This is a genomic window from Streptomyces sp. NPDC002018 (assembly GCF_042890865.1).
Taxonomy (GTDB): Bacteria; Actinomycetota; Actinomycetes; order Streptomycetales; family Streptomycetaceae; genus Streptomyces.
In genome coordinates this window covers 48,023-67,245 of sequence record NZ_JBIASO010000024.1, presented here as the reverse complement: position 1 = coordinate 67,245, position 19,223 = coordinate 48,023, and the positions used below count along the sequence as shown (strand labels likewise).

At 73.4% G+C, this 19,223-nt stretch carries 1 protein-coding gene; it reads right to left on the bottom strand.

Annotated features, from left to right (window positions below; genetic code table 11):
• Positions 1 to 2: 2 nt before the first annotated feature.
• Positions 3 to 19,169, bottom strand: a complete 19,167-nt coding sequence (locus ACFYYH_RS30195) for an amino acid adenylation domain-containing protein (RefSeq protein WP_388557609.1) — start codon at positions 19,167 to 19,169, stop codon at positions 3 to 5.
• Positions 19,170 to 19,223 lie beyond the last annotated feature (54 nt).

Sequence of the window (19,223 nt, the reverse complement as noted above, 5' to 3'; positions counted from 1 at the left end):
GTTCACTTCTCCTCGTTACGTGCCGTGGCGCGAGCCACCAGCGCTTCCAGTGCCCGGAACCAGGTCTGCGCGAGGTCCCTGACGTCCTTCTCCTCCAGCACGGCCGCCGGCCAGGACCAGTTGGCGGCCAGGACCGGACCGCCGGGGCGGTCCTCCGTGACGACATTGATGCCCAGTGCGTGGCCCTCCCTCATCGCCGGCTCCGAGCCGATGTCCGCCGCGTCCTCCTCGGGCGCGTAGGACCAGTCGGTCGCCTCGGGAACGTCGAAGCGTCCCAGATAGTTGAACTCGATCCGCGGTGCCTCCAGTGCCGCGAGGACCGGTGCCGTCCGCGGGTTGAGATGGCGGAGCATGCCGTAGCCGACACCGTTGGCGGGCAGGGAGCCCAGGTGTTCCCTCACGCGCCGCAGTGCCTCGTCGGCGGCGGGGCCGCCGGCGAGGGCGTCGGCCAGGTCGACCGGGCCCGGGTCGAGCCGGACCGGGAAGACACTGGTGAACCAGCCGACGGTACGGGACAGATCGGCGTCCTCGGCCAGCTCCTCCTCGCGGCCGTGGCCCTCCAGATCGACCAGCACCCCGCTCTCGGCGCCGGTGCCGCGGCGCCGCAGCCAGTCGGTCAGCGCGAGCCCGAGCCCCGTCAGCAGGACGTCGTTGACGCTGCCGCCGAGGACGGCGGGCACGGTGGACAGCAGGGGCCCGGTGCGTTCCGGGTCCAGCCGCAGTTCCAGCTCCCGCACGGTGCCCGCCGTGTCCCGCCCGGGGTCCAGCGGGCGGACCAGCGGGAGCGGCTGCGCGCCGTCGAGAAGACCGGTCCAGAAGGGCAGTTCGGCCTCGCGGTCCGGCTGCCCGGCGAGTTCCGTGAGGTGGTTCGCCCACTGCCGGAACGGTGTCTCGACGGGGGCGAGCGCGGGTGGCCGGCCCTGGGACACGTCCTGCCAGGCGACCGCCAGATCGGGCAGCAGCACCCGCCAGGAGACACCGTCGACCAGCAGGTGATGGGCCATCAGCAGAAGTCGGCCAGGACGCTCGCCCGCGTCGAACCACACCGCCCTGACCCCCTCGCCGGCCTCCGGATCGAGCGACTCCCTGGCCGCGCGGGCCCGCTCCGCGACGGACGCGCGCAGGGCGTCCCCGTCCATGGCGGTCGCGTCGACCCGTTCGATCCAGGTGGCCGCGTCGACCGTGCCCACGGGCGGGACCTCCAGATGCCAGTCGTCCCGGCCCGTCCGCACCAGTCGTGCCCGCAGCATGTCGTGCCGGTCCGCCAGGGCCCGCACCACGCTCACCAGCTTCGGGCGGTCCAGCGCCGCCGGGGTCTGCACGAGCGCCGCCTGGTGGTAGCCCTCGAAGGGGCCGCCCAGCTCGCGCAGCCAGTGCATGACCGGGGTCAGGGGGACGCTGCCCGTGCCGTCGTACGGGGTGCGCGCCGCGTCCTTCGTGACGGCGCTCTGTTCGGCGGCGACGGCGCACAGGCCCGCCACGGTGCGGTGCCGGAAGACCAGCCGGGGCGTGATCCGCACCCCGGCCGCGCGTGCCCGGCTGACGAGTCGCATCGCCATGATGCTGTCGCCGCCGAGCGTGAAGAAGTCGTCGTCCACACCCACCCGCTCCAGTCCCAGGACCTCGGCGAAGACGGCGCACAGGAGCTTCTCCCGAGGCGTGCGGGGTGCGCGCCCCGACGAGACGGCGGTGAAGTCGGGCGCGGGCAGCGCCTTGCGGTCGAGCTTGCCGTTGGGGAGCGTGGGCAGCCGGTCCAGCGGGACCACCGCCGCCGGAACCATGTAGTCCGGCAGATGCCGCGCCACATGCGCGCGCAGTGCGCCCGCGTCGGGCGCCTGCCCGGCGGCCGCCACCACATACGCCACCAACTGGGTGCGCGAACCGTCCTGACGGGCCGTCACCACCACTTCCCCGGTCTCGGGGTGAGCGGCCAGTACGTCCTCGATCTCCGCCAGCTCGATCCGGAATCCACGGACCTTGACCTGGTCGTCCGCCCGGCCCAGATAGTCCAGCGTCCCGTCCGCCGTCCACCGGGCGAGGTCGCCCGTACGGTAGAGCCGGGAGCCGGGGGGACCGAACGGGTCGGCCACGAAGCGTTCGGCGGTCAGTGCCGGCCGGTTCAGATAGCCCCGGGCCAGACCGCCTCCCGCGAGATACAGCTCACCGGGCACTCCCGGCGGTACGGGCCGGAGGAAGTCGTCGAGCACATAGGCCCGGGTGCCCGCCACCGGGCGGCCGACCAGGGGCCGGTCGCTGTCGCGTACGCGCGCCACCAGGGCGTCGACCGTCGACTCGGTGGGCCCGTACAGATTGAAGGCCTCCGTGCCGCGCAGTCCGCGCAGCTTCTCCCACAGCGCCTGCGGTACGGCCTCACCGCCGACGCCGATCACGGCGAGGGGGCAGGCGCCGTCCGAGACGAGGCCCGTGTCGGCCATCTGCGCGAAGAACGACGGTGTCACTTCGAGGAAGTCGAAGCCGTGCTCGACGACGGCCGCCGCGAGCAGTTCGGGGTCGCGTCGCGTCTCCTCGGACACGACATGGACACAGTGCCCGTCGAGCAGCCACAACTGCGGCTGCCAGGAGGCGTCGAACGAGAACGACCAGGCGTGCCCCGCTCGCAGCCGCCGCCTGCCGGTGGCCGCGACGGCCGGTTCGTACAGGGTCTCCCGGTGGCTGTGGAAGAGGTTGCCGACCGTCTCATGGGTGATGACGACCCCCTTCGGCCGGCCTGTCGAGCCGGATGTGTAGATCACGTAGGCGGGATGGCCGGGGGTCAGCGGGCTCGTGCGGTCCCCGTCCGTCACCTCCCGGGGGTCGTGGGCGGCGAGCGCGTCCACGGTTTCCGGATCGTCCACCGCCAGCACCGGCACCGTGGATCCGGGCAGCAGCGGGGCGAGCGCCCGGGTGGTCAGGACCAGTACGGGACGCGCGTCGGCCAGCATGCCTGCGGTGCGCGCCGCCGGGACATCGGGGTCGACCGGCAGATACGCGGCCCCCGCCTTCTGCACGGCCAGGATCGCGAGCAGCGTACGGGCGGAACGGGGCAGCGCCAGTGCGACGATCCGCTCGGGCCCCGCTCCCCGCTCGATCAGCAGCCGGGCCAGCCGGTTGGCCTCCGCGTCGAGTTCGGCGTAGGTCAGCTCGATCCCGTCGGAGGCCACGGCCGGGGCGTCGGGGGTGCGCCGCGCCTGCCGCTCGAACAGCTCCGGCACGGTGGCCGGCGCGGCGGTCAGCTCACGGGCGTTCCACCGCCGCAGTATCCGGTCCCGCTCGTCCCCGCCGAGGATGTCGATCCGGCCGATGGACAGGTCCGGCTCCGCGGCGACCGCGCGCAGCACCCGGTGCAGACGCTCCGCGATCGCCTCCGCGGTGGCCGGGTCGTACAGATCGGCGCTGTACTCCAGCACTCCGTGGACACCGCCGCCCTCCGCGTGCTCCACGAAGTCGAAGGACAGGTCGAACTTCGCGGTGCCCTGGCCCACCTCCTCCTCGCGCGAGTCGAGTCCGGGCAGCGCCGGGCCCGCGGGGCCCGCCGCGAGATAGACGACCATCACCTGGAAGAGCGGGTGACGGGCCAGTGAGCGCGGCGGGTTGAGCACCTCCACCACGCGCTCGAAGGGCACGTCCTGGTGGTCGTACGCGGCGAGGTCGGCGTCCCTGACGCGGGCCAGCAGCTCGCGGAAGCCCGGATCGCCGGAGGTGTCCGTGCGCAGGACCAGGGTGTTGAGGAAGAACCCGACCAGGTCCTCCAGCGCCTCGTCCTGGCGTCCGGCGATCGGGCTGCCGACGGGGATGGTCGTCCCGGCCCCGAGCCGGGTCAGCAGGGCGGCCACGGCGGCCTGCATCAGCATGAACATGCTGACCCCGGCGCCGCGCGCCAGTTCACGGAGCGAACCGGCGAGCTCCGGGGAGAGCGACAGGTCGACGGCGCCGCCCCGGTAGCTGCTCTCCGCCGGGCGCGGCCGGTCGGTGGGCAGCGCCAGTTCCTCGGGGAGACCGGCCAGGGTCTCCTTCCAGTACGCGAGCTGCCGGGACACGAGACTGTCCGGGTCCTTCTCGTCGCCCAGGACGGCCCGCTGCCACAGCGTGTAGTCGGCGTACTGCACGGGCAGGGGAGCCCACTGCGGCGCGTGGCCCGCCGCGCGGGCGGCGTAGGCGGTGGCCAGGTCCCTGGTCAGGGCCTGCTCGGACCACTCGTCCCCCGCGATGTGATGCACCAGCACCAGCAGGACGTGTTCGTCCTCGGCCAGCCGGAACACCCCCACCCGCAGGGGCGGTTCGCGGTCCAGCGCGAAGCCGTACGCCGCCGCGTCGGCCAGCAGTCCGGCGAGGCTCCCCTCGTCGGCGGGGACGACCTCCACCGGGATCTCGTACTCGCCCTGGCGCAGGATCCGCTGGTACGCCTGGCCGGCCTCCTCGGGGAAGACCGTGCGCAGTGTCTCGTGCCGCTCGGCCAGGTCGCCCACGGCGGCGCGCAGCGCGTCGGTGTCGAGCGCGCCGGACAGCCGCCAGGCGGACGGGATGTTGTACGTGGGGCCCGCGCCCTCGACCTGGTACAGCACCCAGAGCCGCCGCTGCGCGGACGACAGGGGCAGCCGCTCGGGCCGCTCCCCCGCGGTGAGCGCGGGCCGCTGCCCGCCGGTCGCCTCGGCCAGGGCCAGGGCCAGCCGGGCCACGGTCGGGGCGTCGAAGACCGTGCGCAGGGAGATGTGCGCGCCGAGCGCGGCACGGACCTTGACCACCAGACGCATCGCCAGCAGCGAATGGCCGCCGAGTTCGAAGAAGTTGTCGTCGATGCCCACCCGTTCGACGCCGAGCACCTCGGCGAACTGCTCGCAGAGGATCTCCTCGGCCGGGGTGCGCGGCCGTCGGCCCGCCGGGGCCGCGGTGAGGTCGGGCGCGGGCAGGGCGGCCCGGTCGAGCTTGCCGCTGACGGTCCGCGGCAGTGCCGCCACGGTGACGAAGGCGGCGGGGACCATGTGCGCCGGCAGTGCGGCGGCGGTGTGGGCGCGCAGCTCGGCCGGGTCCAGGGTGTGTCCGGGCGCGGGGACGGCGTACCCGACCAGGCGGGGCGCGCCGGGGGTGTCCTCCCGTACGATCACGGCCGCCGTGGCCACACCGGGGTGCGCTCCGACGCGGGACTCGATCTCGCCCAGTTCGATACGCAGCCCGCGCAGCTTGACCTGGTCGTCCGCCCGGCCCAGGAACTCCAGGGTGCCGTCGGCGCGGCGCCTGGCGAGGTCACCGGTGCGGTACATCCTGCTGCCGGGAGGGCCGGACGGGTCGGCGGTGAAGCGTTCGGCGGTCAGCGCGGGCCGGTTGAGATAGCCACGTGCCAGGCCCTCCCCCGCGAGATACAGCTCGCCGGCCACTCCGGCCGGGACGGGCCGGAGCGCCGCGTCCAGCACATGGGCGCGGATATTGGCGAGCGGCGCGGCCCAGGTGCCGCCGTCCGCCTCCCCGTGCCAGCCGTAGGAGTCGACGGCGCACTCGGTGGGCCCGTACAGATCGTGGACGGTGGTGCCGGGCAGCGCGCGCAGCCGGTCCCACACCGGGGGCGGGGTGGCTTCGCCGCCGACCGCGACGACAGCGGGCACATACCCACCGGGGTCGAGGAATCCGTGGTGGGTCAGCTCGCCCAGATAGGTCGGGGTGAAGTCGACGAAGTCCATCCGGTCGGCCGTCAGACGGCCGAGCAGCGCGGCCGGGTCCGTCATGGTCGCCTCGTCCACGACATGCAGTTCATGGCCCGCGAGCAGCCACAGCATCGGCTCCCAGGAGCCGTCGAAGCTGAACGAGGCGGCGTGCAGCGCGCGCAGGGCGGACCGGCCCGTGGCCCGTTCGGCGGGCAGGATCAGGTCCTCGTGGTGCGAGCCGTAGAGATTGCTGAGGCCGCGATGGGTTCCGACCACGCCCTTGGGGGTGCCGGTGGAACCGGAGGTGAAGATGATGTACGCGGCCGACGCGGGGTGCGGCGCCGGCGCCGCTGCGCCTCCGGTCCCGTCGGGCTCGTCCTCCCCGAGGCTCTCCAGCAGGACGAGTTCCTGCCCGTCCGGCAGTTTGCGCGCGAGGGCGGCGGTCGTGAGCACGCACCGGGGCGCCGCGTCGGACAGCATGAACTCCAGCCGGTGCGCGGGATAGTCGGGATCGAGCGGCAGATACGCGGCGCCCGAGGCGAGCACGCCGAGGATCGCGGGCACCATCTCGTCGCGCGGCAGCGCCAGGCCGATGACCGTCTCGGGAGCGGCTCCCCGGCGCCGCAGCGCACGGGTGATGCCGTCGGCCCTCGCGGCCAGTTGGGCGAAGGTCAGCCGGCCGCCGGAGGTGACCAGGGCGGTGGCGTCGGGCCTGGCGCGTACCGTCTCGGCGAAGAGCTCGGGAACCGTACGGGACTCGACCGGCCGCCCGGTGTCGTTCCAGGTGGTCCGTGCGGCCAGGTCCTCGGCGTCGGTGAGGACCCGCAGCGCCCCCACGGGCCGTTCGGGGGTCCGCGCGATCTGTTCCAGCAGGGCCACCAGCCGTTCGGCCAGCAGGTCCGCGGTGCCGGGATCGACCAGGTCGGCGGCGTACTCCAGGAGCAGGGTCAGAGGACGGTCACCGCCGTGATCGACGAAGGTGAAGTCCAGGTCGAACTTGGCCATGCCGGTGTCCATGTCGAACCACTCGGTGTCCAGGCCGAAGAGGTCCGGGTCTCCGTCGGGGCGGTAGTGGTAGCCGATCATGACCTGGAACAGCGGGTTGCGGTCCGCCACCCGGGTCGGGTTGACGGCCTCGACGACCCGGTCGAAGGGCATGTCCTGGTGCTCGAAGGCCGCCAGCGCGGATTCCCTGACCCGGGAGAGCAGTTCGACGAAGGTCGGGTCGCCGGACAGATCCGTGCGCAGGACCAGTGTGTTGACGAAGAAGCCGACCAGATCGTCCAGGGCGGAGTCCGTGCGGCCGGCGATGGGGGCCCCGAGGGGGATGTCGTCCCCGGCGCCGAGCCGGTGCAGCAGAGCGGCGGTCGCGGCCTGGAACAGCATGAACATGCTGACGCCCTGGGCGCCGGACAGTTCACGCAGGGCGGTGCCGGTGGCGGCGGGCAGCTCCACCCGTACCGTCCCCGCCCGGCCGGTGAACCGGTCCGGCTGCCGGCGGTCCAGCGGCAGTTCCAGTCGCTCGGGCAGACCGCTCAGGGTCTCGGTCCAGTAGGCGAGCTGCCGCTCCCCGACCTCGTCCAGCAGACGGTTCTGCCAGAGCGTGTAGTCGGCGTACTGGGCGGGCAGGTCCCGCTCCCACTCCGGCGCCCGGCCGGCGGCCCGTGCGGCGTAGGCGAAGGCGAGATCGGCGAGGAAGGGGCGGTCCGACCACTCGTCGGTGGTGATGTGGTGCAGCACCAGGGCCACCACCTGGTCGGCGGGGCCGAGCCGCAGGACCTCGGCCCGCAGGGGCAGTTCGGCGCTGAGGTCGAACGGGCGCCGCTGGATCTCCTCGACACGTGCGGCCACGTCCTGTTCGGCGCAGTCGGTCACGGTGAACGCGGGCTCGGCCTCGTCGGCCGGGACGATCCGCTGGTACGGCTCGCCCTCGTGCTCCTCGAACCGGGTACGCAGCGCCTCGTGGCGCCCCGCCACATCGCGCAGCGCGGCCCTGAGCGCGGCCAGGTCGAGCGTGCCGCGCAACCGGACGACCAGCGGGAAGTTGTACGCGACGCCGTCGTCCTCGCTGATGCGCCGCACCAGCCACAGCCGCCGCTGCGCGGCCGACAGCGGAAGGCGCTCGGGCCGCGCCGCCGCCGGCTCCAGGGCCGGGCGCACGGGCTGTGCGCCGCCGGTCCGGTCCGCGAGCAGTTCCGGGGTCGGGGCCTCGAAGAGATCACGGATGGCGAGTTCGGCGCCCAGCTCGTTGCGGGCGCGGCTGATGAGCCGGGTGGCGAGCAGGGAATGGCCGCCGAGATCGAAGAAGTTGTCCTCCGCGCCGACCCCTGGCAGGCCGAGCACCTCGGCGAACAGCCGGCACAGGATCTCCTCCCGGGGGGTGCGCGGACCGCGTCCCGAGCCCTGTGCGACGGCCGGCTCGGGCTCGGGCAGCGCCCGCACGTCGAGTTTTCCGTTGTCGTTCATCGGCAGCCGGGGCAGCACGGTGAAGGCGGCCGGCACCATGTAGTCGGGCAGCCGCTGCTTGAGGTCCTCCCGGAGCCGCCGTACGAGGCCGTTCGCACCGCGCGCGGTGGTGGGCTCGTTGGCGTACGGGGCGACACCCTCCGCCGGGCGGTAGAGACCGGTGGTCACCCGGAATCCGGCGTCGCCCTCCCGCACCAGCACGGCTTCGTAGCTGCCGAGCCGTGCGGACCAGGTGGTGAGGACGCGGTAGCCGAGGCGGGCGCCCAGCTCGCGCAGCGCGTCGGGCTCGACGCCCTCCTCCACGACACCGTGCGGGCGGCCCTCGTCCAGGGCGCGCGCGGCGGCCAGTTCGCCCGCCGTACGGGCGTCGGGCACGTCGACGACACGCAGCCGCTCGGGGCGCCGCTCTTCGAGCAGCGCGGCCAGGGCGTCCTGCCCCGTCCACGCGGTCACCGGGGCGTCGGCGAGCTCCAGGGCGTCGCCGTGGCCGTGGTGGAGGACGACGTCGTAGCGGTGCCGGGTCAGTTCGTTCTGGTGGCGTCCCGCCTTGGTCCGCAGGTCGACGGAGAAGCCCAGGGTGGTGAAGTAGTCCGGGTCGACGAGGAGTTCCTTCTCCAGCGCCATGCCCCGGTCCACGGCCCGCCGTACGGTCAGCGGGTCGGTGCCCTCCTCGGCCTTGGTGAGCTGGATGGCGGACTGGAAGGCACGCGCCAGCCGGAGGTTTCGCACATCGCCCACGAACAGCGCCCCGCCCGGGGCGAGCAGCGCCATCGCGCGGGTGATGACATCGGTCAGATAGCCGACGCTCGGGAAGTACTGGATCACCGAGTTGATCACGACGGTGTCGAAGAATCCGGTGGGGAGCCCGTCGAGGTCGTGGGCGGGCCGGGCACGCAGCTCGACCTTGGCGGCGAGCGCGGGGTCCTGCCGCAGGTCCTCGCCGATCTTGCGGATGACGGGTTCGGCGAAGTCGGTGGCCCAGTACGCCTCGGCCGCCGGGGCGAGCTGGGAGAGCAGCAGACCGGATCCGACGCCGATCTCCAGGATCCGGCGCGGCCGCAGTTCGGTGATGCGCTCGACCGTGGCGGCCCGCCACTCGCGCATGTGCTCCAGCGGGATGGGCGTGCCGTCGTACGAGCTGTCCCAGCCCGCGAAGTCCTCCGTGAAGACGGCGGTGCTGATCTCGGTGTACTCGGCGGAGTAGATCTCCTGCCACTCGCCGATCTGCTCGCGCTCGGCCTCCTCGCGCCGCTCGGCGCCGAGTTCGGCCGGGACGACATAGCCGACCAGACGCTGGGTGCCGGGCGCGGACGGGTCCTCACGCGCGATCACGGCGGCCTGGGCGACCTGCGGGTGCTGGGTCAGGGCGGTCTCGATCTCACCGAGTTCGACCCGGTATCCGCGCACCTTGACCTGGTCGTCGGTACGGCCGAGGAAGTCCAGGTTGCCGTCGGGGCGCCGCCGTACGAGGTCGCCGGTGCGGTACATCCGCTCGCCGGGCGCGCCGAACGGGTCGGCCACGAAGCGCTCGGCGGTCAGCCCCGGCCGGCCGAGATAGCCCCGGGCCAGACCGACACCCGCGATGTACAGCTCGCCGGGAACCCCGTCCGGGACCGGCCGGAGCCAGGCGTCCAGGAGGTGTGCCCGGGTGGCGCGGATGGGGCGGCCGACGGTCGGGGTCGGGCTGTCGTCGGTGCCGCCGCCGAGGGTGTTGATGGTGTATTCGGTGGGCCCGTAGAGGTTGTAGCCGTAGGTGCCCTCGGTGTCCCGCAGCCGGTTCCAGACGGTCTCGGTGACGGCCTCGCCGCCGAGCAGGACGAGCGGGGGCCGGTGGCCCTCCAGCAGCCCTTCCTCGATGAGGAGATGGGCGTAGGTGGGCGTGACGTTGACGACGTCGATCCGGTGGGTCTCGCAGTACGCCACCAGTGCCTCGGCGTCGCGGCGCAGCTCCTCGTCGCAGATGTGCACCTGATGGCCCTCGACGAGCCAGAGCAGCTCCTCCCACGACATGTCGAAGGCGAAGGAGACGGTGTGCGCGACGCGCAGGCGCCTGCCGCCCGCCGAGGCGATGGCCGGGCCGAAGATCTCCTTCTGGTGGTTGAGCTGCATGTTGGTCAGACCCCGGTACGGCGTGACGACGCCCTTGGGGCGGCCGGTGGAGCCCGAGGTGTAGATGACGTAGGCGGGGTGCTCCAGGCTGAAGCGGACACGCACCGGCCCCGGGTCCCGCGCCGAGAGCGCGGCGAGTTCGGCGTCGACGGCCGGGTCGTCCAGCAGGACGCGCGGCACCTCCCCTTCGAGGGTGGCCGAGACCTCGGTGGTGGAGAGCAGGAGCAGCGGCTTCGCGTCGGCGAGCATGAGAGCGAGGCGGTCGGCGGGGTAGTCCAGTTCCAGCGGCAGATAGGCGGCGCCGGTGCGCAGGACGGCGAAGAGCGCGACGACCATGTCGAGGGAGCGCGGCAGCCCGAGCGCGATCACCTGTTCGGGCGCGGCCCCGCGTGCGATCAGCAGCCGGGCCAGGTCGTCGCACCGCGCGTCGAGTTCGGCGTAGGTGAGCGTCCGGGCGCCGAAGACGAGGGCGGTCGCGTCGGGGGTGCGGACGGCCTGGGCGGCGAGCAGATCGGCGACCGTCTCGTCCGGGACGGGTTCCCTGGTGGCGGTGTTCTCCCGTGCCAGGGCCTCCCGTTCGGCGGGCAGCAGCGGGTCGAGGCCGCCGACGGGAGCGGCGAGGTCGGCCGTCAGCGCGTCCAGCAGGAGCGTGAACCGGGTGAGCAGGTCCTGTGCGTCGGTGGCCTCGATCAGGTCGGGACGGTAGGAGAGGGTGATGCGGATCCGCCGGCCCGGGGTGACGACGAGGTTCACCGGGTAGTGGGTGGCGTCCACATTGGCGACGGCGGTGGCGCCGTGGTGGTCGCGCAGTTCTGCGAGCCGGTCCTCGGTGTCGGCGTTGCGCAGGACGAACAGCGTGTCGAAGAGGCGGCGGTGGCCGGTCTCCGCCTGGAGGACCCCCAGGCCCAGATACTCGTACGGCAGCAGTTCCAGGCGCTCGGACTGCACGCGCCGCAGCAGGTCGAGCACCGGTTCCGCCGGGTCGAACGCGATCCGCGCGGGCACGGTGTTGAGGAACATCCCGATGACGTTCGCGACATCGGGCACATCGCTCGGCCGGCCCGCGACGGTCGTGCCGAAGACCACGTCGGTGCGGCCGGTGGCGCTCCCGAGGGTCAGTCCCCAGGCCGCGTTGAGAACGGTGTTGAGGGTCAGACCGTGGCGGCGTGCGGTGTCGCCCAGCCGCTCGCTCGCCCCGGGCGTCAGGAGGGAGTCGAGGCTCTCCGGGACGACGGGTTCCAGCCCGCGGTCGGAGACGGCCGGTACGAGCAGGGTCGGCTCCTCCAGCCCGTCGAGAGCGGTGTGCCAGGCCCGGGTGGCCTCGTCGGTGTCCTGCCGCTCCAGCCAGGACAGGTAATCGCGGTACGAACCGGGGCGCGGCAGGCCCTCCGGGTCACCGCCGCTCTCGTACAGGGCGAAGAGTTCGTCGAGGAAGAGCCAGGCCGACCAGCCGTCCCAGAGGATGAGATGGCGGCCGATGACCAGGCGGTCGCCGCGCTCCTCGCCGAGCCGGATCAGCAGCAGCCGGAAGAGCAGCGGCTCGGTGAGGTCGAAGCGGCGCAGCCGCTCCTCGTCCATCAGCGCGCGCAGCCGCTCGTCCTGTTCGGCGGCGGGGAGGCCCGTGAGGTCGACCTCTTCGAGCGGGATCGCGGGATCGCGGACGATGAACTGCACCGGCTGGCGCAGCCCCTCGCTGGTGAATCCGGCGCGCAGGGCGGGGTTGCGGGCGAGCAGCGTCCGTACGGCGGCGCGCAGCCGGCCGGTGTCGATCCGGTCCGCGAAGTCGAACGACTCGTGGACGGTGTACACGTCCAGGGCGTTCTCGTCGTACGTGGAGTGGAAGAACAGTCCTTCCTGGAGGGGCGCGAGGGGCCAGATGTCCTCGACCCCGCCCGGCGCGAGCCGCTCCACCCGCGCGGTCTCCTCGGCGGTGAGGGTGAACGGGGCCGCGGCCGTCCGGTCCGGTGCGGGGGCGGCGGTGAGGGTCGCGGTGGCGGCGAGGGCGGCCGGGGTGCGGTGTTCGAAGATGTCCCGGGGTCCGATGTCCAGACCCGCGCGGCGGGCCCGTCCCGAGACCCCGATGGAGCTGATGCTGTCGCCGCCGAGCAGGAAGAAGTCGTCGTCCACGGAGACGTCCGTCAGCTTCAGCACGGCCGCGAAGATCTCGGTGAGGATCCGTTCCCGGGCGTCGCGGGGGGCGCGGGCCCCGGCCCGTACGGCCCGCGGGGCGGGCAGGGCGGCCCGGTCCAGCTTGCCGCTCGGGGTGAGGGGCAGGGCGTCGAGGACGACATAGGCGGTGGGCACGGCGGGGGCGGGCAGGAGGCCGGCGAGCGCGGCCTGGAGTCCGGCGCCGTCCGGCACCTGGTCACCCGTACCGACGACATAGGCCACGAGGGCGTTCTCGCGGACGGTGACGGCCGCCTGGCCGACGGACGGCTGACGGACGAGAGCGGCCTCGATCTCACCGAGTTCGATGCGGTTGCCGCGGAGTTTGATCTGCCGGTCGGTGCGGCCGAGGTAGTCGACCGTGCCGTCGGCGCGGCGCCGTACCAGGTCGCCGGTGCGGTACATCCGGCTGCCGGGCGGGCCGTACGGGTCCGCGGTGAAACGTTCGGCGGTCAGCGAGGGCCGGGCGTGGTAGCCCCGGGCGAGCTGGACACCGGTGAGGTACAGCTCGCCGGGGACACCGGCCGGGACCGGCCGCAGGCAGCTGTCGAGCACCCGCAGGCCGGTGTTCCAGACGGGCCGCCCGATGGGGACGGTGGTGCTGTCCTGGGTCCCTTCGGGGCGGTAGGTGTGATGCGTGACATCGACGGCCGCCTCGGTCGGGCCGTACAGGTTGTGCAGCGGCACACCGGTGAGTGTGTGCCAGCGGCTCGCGGCGGAGGCGGCCAGGGCCTCGCCGCTGCTGAAGGCGCGGCGCAGGGTCGCGGCCCAGCCGGGATCGCCGGTGACGTCCTCAGAGCCGAGGAACGCCTCGAGCATCGACGGCACGAAGTGGAGGGTGGTGACGCCCTGTTCGCGGACGAGTGCGGCGAGATAGGACGGGTCGCGGTGTCCGTCGGGCTTGGCGAGGACGACGGCCGCGCCCTCGGTCAGCGGCCAGAAGAACTCCCATACGGACACGTCGAAGCTGGACGGTGTCTTCTGGAGGACCCGGTCGTCGGCCCGCAGGCCGTACTGCCCCTGCATCCAGGCCAGTCGGTTGCGGACCGCGCGGTGGGTGACGACGACGCCCTTGGGGCGGCCCGTGGAACCGGAGGTGTAGATGAGGTATGCCGGGTCGTCGGGGCCGGCGGCGCGGTGGCCGTCCGGGGAGGTGCCGGGAGCGGGCTCGGGAGTCGCCTCGGGAGCGGGCCCGGGAGCCACCTCGGCGGAGCCGTCCTCCGGTGCGTCCAGGACGAGTGCCGTGAGGCCGTCGATCCCCGGCAGCCGGGCGGCCGAGTCCGCGACGGTGACGACGGTGCGGGCGCCCGAGTCGGCCAGCATGTGGGCCACCCGGTCGGCGGGGTAGTCCAGGTCCACCGGGAGATAGGCGGCGCCCGACTTGAGGACACCGAGGAGCGCCACCATCAGTTCGGTGGAGCGCGGGACGGCGACGCCGACGATCCCGTCCGGGCCGGCGCCCCGGGCGCGCAGCCGCCGCGCCAGGGACTCGGCACGGGTGTCCAGTTCGGCGTAGGTCAGGCGCTCCTCGCCGAAGACGACGGCCGTCGCGTCCGGTGTACGCGCCCTCTGGTCCTCGAAGGCGGCGGACAGCGTGTCCGGGCGGACCTCGCGCGTGGCCCCGGTGAGGAGGTTCTCCGTTTCGGCCAGTTCCCGTGGGGAGAGCAGACCGATCCGCGCGACCGGCCGCGCGGGGTCGTCCGCGAGTGTCTCCAGGATCAGGGAGAGCCGCTCGGCGACGGCCCGTACGGCCTCGCCGTCCAGCCGCCCGGTGTGGTGCTTGAGGCGCAGGTCGAGCCGTCGGCCGGGCTTGACGATCAGGGCCAGGGGGTAGTGGACGGCGTCGTGGAACTCGTGGCCGGTGATACGGATCGTGTCCGACGGGTCGCGCGGGCCGGTGTCGGCCGGATAGTTCTCGAACACGAGCAGGGTGTCGAAGAGTTCACCGCTGCCCGCGAGGCCCGCGATCCGCTGGATCTCCGCCAGCCCGAGGTGCTGGTGGTCCAGGAGCCGGGCCTGCTCGTCCTGGAGACGGCCGAGCAGCGCCGCGAGCGTGTCGGCCGGCTGCCAGACGAACCGGGTCGGCAGGGTGTTGATGAACAGGCCGACCATCGACTCGATGCCGTCGACCGCGCCGTCCCGGCCGGAGACGGTCGTGCCGAACACCACGTCCTGCCGGCCGGTGAGCCGGCCGAGCAGCAGGCCCCACGCGCCCTGGACGACGGTACCGAGGGTGACGCCGAGTTCGCGGGCCCGCGCCGCCAGCCGCCCGGTGGTCCGCTCGGAGAGTTCGAGACGGATCTGACCGGGATCGATCGGCCCGGCGCCGGCCGGGACCGGGACCAGCCGGGTCGGTTCGTCGAGACCGGCCAGGGCGGTGCGCCAGGCCGCGCGGGCGGCCTCACGGTCGAGGGAGGCGACATGGCGGAGGTAGGAGCGGTACGGGGCCACCTCGGGCAGGTCCGGGACACCGCGGCCGTAGGAGGCCATCAGCTCGCGGTGCAGCACCGGCAGCGACCAGCCGTCCGCGACGATGTGATGGAAGGTCAGGACGAGCGCGCCGCGTTCGGGTCCGTACCGTACGAGAGCGCACCGCAGCAGCGGTGGCCGGGCCAGGTCGAAGCGGTGGGCCCGTTCGTCGGCGGCGACGGCCGCGGCGAGTGATTCCCTGACGGACGCGTCCTGGTTCGACAGGTCGACCTCGCGCCACGGCAGTGTGACACCGCCCGCGATGATCTGCACGGCGCCGCCGTCGGTGCCGTGCTGGCGGAAGGCCGCGCGCAGCGGGGCATGACGGTCGAGCAGACCCTGCGCGGCGGCGCGCAGGGCTTCGCCGTCCACCGGTCCGGCCAGCTCGATGATCTGCTGGACGGTGTACGCGTCGGCGTCGGAGCCACCGGCGAGGGAGTGGTAGAAGAAGCCCTGCTGGAGCGGGGCCAGGGGCAGCAGGTCCTCGATGAGCAGGGGGTCGGTGCCCTGGAGTCCGGCGATCTCGTCCGGGGTGAGGGCGAGGAGCGGGCCGTCGGAGGCGGCGGGGCCCGGCTCCGCGCGATCGGCGGTGACGGCCGCGAGAGCGGCGACCGTACGGTGCCGGAACACGTCCTGGGTGGTGAGCCGGACACCCGCCGCGCGGGCCCGGATCAGCAGGTGGATGGCGTTGATGCTGTCGCCGCCGACCGCGAGGAAGTCGTCGTCGATGGTGACCGACCGCAGCCCGAGCACCTCGGCGTACAGCCGGCAGAGCAGTTCCTCGCGGGCGTCGCGCGGGGCCCGGCCCGAGCTGAGGGAGCCGTAGTCCGGTGCGGGCAGGGCCTTCTCGTCGAGCTTTCCGCTGGGCGTGACGGGCAGCCGGTCGAGCGGGACGAAGGCCGACGGCACCATGTACTCGGGAAGCCGGTCGGCGGCGTGGGCGCGCAGGGTCCTCATCAGCGCGGTGATGTCGCGGAAGGGCGCGGGCCGGTTGGCGTACGGGAAGGCGCCGCCCGGCCGGTACACCGGGCCGACGGGCGCGTGGCCCTCGACCAGGACGACATCGAGGCGGCCGTCCTCGGCGTGCCCGTTCCAGGTGACCGCGCAGCGGTAGCCGTGGCGGCCCGCGAGCTGGTGGAACGCCTCGGGGTCGACCCCGTCGGGGGCGGGGGTGCTGCTGTCCTCCAGGAGCCGCAGCGCCGCGAGATCCTCCCCGAGACGCCCGTTGGGCACACCGGTGACACGGATCCGGGCGGGCCGGGTCAGGAGCAGTTCCTCCAGCCCGGCGAGGCCGTCGATCGCGGACCAGCGCACGTCCCGCGGGGTGGTGGCCGGTGCGGAGGGGCGGGAGCCGGCCGGTACGGAGTCCTCGTCCCGGGTGGAGGGCACGCTCTCGCCGGCGGGTGCCGTCCCGGGCGCCCGCAGCACCACGTCGTACCGGTAGCGGCTCAGTTCGTTGTGGTGCGTGGCCCGCTTGACGAGCACGTCCGCCTCGAAGCCCGGCAGATCCGGCAGGTCGGTGAAGTAGTCCGGGTCCAGGAGCAGTTCGCCCTCCCAGCTCACCGAGCGCTCCACGGCCGTCCGCAGGGCCGTCTTGTCCGGGTCGTCGGACACGGCGGGCCGACGGCTCTCCACAGCGGCGCGCAGGGTGCGCAGCAGCCGGAGGTTGCGGATGTCGCCCAGGAAGATCCTGCCGCCGGGGGCCAGCAGTGTCGCGATCTCCCGCAGCACGCGGGACAGGTAGTCCGCGCTCGGGAAGTACTGGGCCACCGAGTTGATGACGACCGTGTCGAAGAAGCCCCGGGGCAGTCCGTCGGTCTCATGGGCCGGCCGGGCCCGCAGTTCCACGCGCGAGGCCAGTCCTGGCACCGCGTCCACCTGGGCGCGCAGCGCCCGCAGCGCTTCGTGCGAGAGGTCCGTGCCCCAGTACGCCTCGCTGTCCGGCGCGAGACGGGACAGGATCAGTCCGCTGCCGACGCCGATCTCCAGCACCCTGCCGGGGGTGCCCAGTTCGCGGATGCGGTCGATGGTCGCGTCGCGCCACTCCCGCATCTCCTCGACGGGGATGGGGGTGCCGTCGTACATGCTGTTCCAGCCCGCGAAGTTCTCACGGACGGGCCCGCCCTCGGTCCGGCCCTCGGATCCGGCGGCGCTGTAGAAGAGGTCGTGGAGATCCTTCCACTCCTCGACCCGGCCGGTCTCGTCGCCGGACCCGGTGTCGAGCGAGGGGACGATGTACGCGGCGAGCCTGCGCTCTCCCGGGCGGTCCTCGCGGGCGACGACCGTGACCTGTTCGACGGCGGGGTGGCCGCGCAGCACGGACTCGATCTCGCCCGGTTCGATGCGGAAGCCGCGGATCTTGATCTGGGTGTCGGTCCTGCCGAGGAACTCCAGCCGTCCGTCGGCCTTCCAGCGCACCAGGTCGCCCGTGCGGTAGAGCCGCTCGCCCGGCGCGCCGAAGGGATCGGCGACGAACCGCTCGGCGGTGAGTCCTGGCCTGCCGAGGTAGCCGCGGGCGAGTCCCGCGCCGCCGAGGTACAGCTCGCCGGGCACGCCGTCGGGGACGGGCCGCAGCCGCGCGTCGAGGACATAGGCGCGGGTGCCGGGGTCCGGGACACCGATGGGGACGACCGTGCCGGCCGGAGTGTCCGGGTCGCACAGCCCGAGGGTGGAGTTGGTGGTGGCCTCGGTCGGACCGTAGGCGTTGAACATCATCCGGGTGCGCGCGTAGCGGCCCACCAGCTCGGGCGAGACGCGCTCGGTCCCGGCCAGCAGGGTCGCGGTGGCCGGCAGGACGGCTTCCTCGGGCATCGCGGCCAGCAGGGCGGGGGGCAGGATCATGAAGGTGATCCCGTGCGCGTTCGCGTAGTCCGCGAGCGGCACACCGGGCACGCGCAGCTCGCTCGGTACGACGACGAGGCGTCCCCCGGAGAGCAGACCGAGGCACAGGTCCCAGAAGGCCACGTCGAAGCTCGGCGAGGCGAATTGCAGGACGCGGCTGTGCGGCCCGATGCCGAACCGCTCGCTCTGGGTGGCGACGAGTTTGGCGACGCCGCTGTGGGAGAGGACGACGCCCTTGGGCCGGCCGGTGGATCCGGAGGTGTAGATGACGTACGCGGCGTTCAGCACGGACAGCGCGCCGCCGCGGTCGGCGTCGGTGGGGTCGTGCGCGGGGCGCCCCGCCAGCTCGGCGACGGTCTCCGGCAGGTCCAGGAAGAACCGGGCGACGCCGTCCTGAGACGGGAGGTCGTCGGCGGAGCCGGCCGTGGTCACCAGGCAGACGGGCTCGGCGTCGGCGAGCATGTACGCGATCCGGTCGGCCGGGTAGTCGAGGTCGACGGGCAGATACGCGGCGCCGGACTTCAGTACGGCGACCTCGGCGACGATCAGTTCGGCCGAGCGGGGCAGGGCGAGGGCCACGACCCGCTCGGGGCCCGCTCCCCGGGCGATCAGCGCGTGGGCGAGCCGGTTGGCCCGCTCGTCCAGTTCGGCGTAGGTGTACCGCGTGTCCTCGAAGACGAGCGCGGTCGTGTCGGGGTGCCGCGCGACCTGCTCGGCGAACAGGGCGGGCCAGGTGGTGGCCGGCACGGTGTGTTCGGTGGCGTTCCGCTCCACGAGCAGCCGGTGCAGCTCCCGCGGGGTGGTCAGGGCCAGATCGGCGACCGCCGTGCCGGGGCGGGCGATTCCGTCCGTCAGCAGGGTCTCGTAGTGGCCGAGCAGCCGGTCGACCGTCGCGTCGTCGAAGAGGTCCTGACGGTATGTCGCCCGGACCGTCCCCCGTACGACGCTCAGCGACAGATCGAGGACACCGCTCAGATCCTCCGCGACGCCGGTGCCGGTGCCGAAGGCGGTGCCGGTGCCGGTGTTGGTGCCGGTGCCGGCCCGAGTGCCGGGCTCCGGAGCGGTGTCGGTGTCGGTGTCGAAGGCGGTGTTGAAGAAGCGTCCGCCGGCACGGGTCGGCTCGGGCCGCAGCTCGTCGGCGAGCGTGGACAGCGGGAGCCGGTGCTCCCTGGCGGCCGCCCGCGCCCCGGCCACCCGCGCCACCAGTTCGTGGAACGACGGGCCGTCGCCGAGGTGGACGCGGACCGGCAGCGCCTCATGTCCGACGGTGATGTCGGCCGCGCCGCTGTAGCGGTGCAGCAGTGCGAAGAAAGCGGCCAGCGAGGTCTCGCTCGTCGCCTGTGCGGCCACACTCCGGGTCCGTACCGCCCGGTCCTGCGAGGACACCGGTGGATAGGGGCGATCGGCCGGCAGCGCCGTTTCGGCTGCGGACTCCGTCAGCAAGTCACGCCAGTAGCCGATGAGTTCTTCGATACCGGACACGTTGGCCGCGCCTCCCCAAGCAGATCGGTCCCCGGGTCGAGCCCGAGTCGCCGT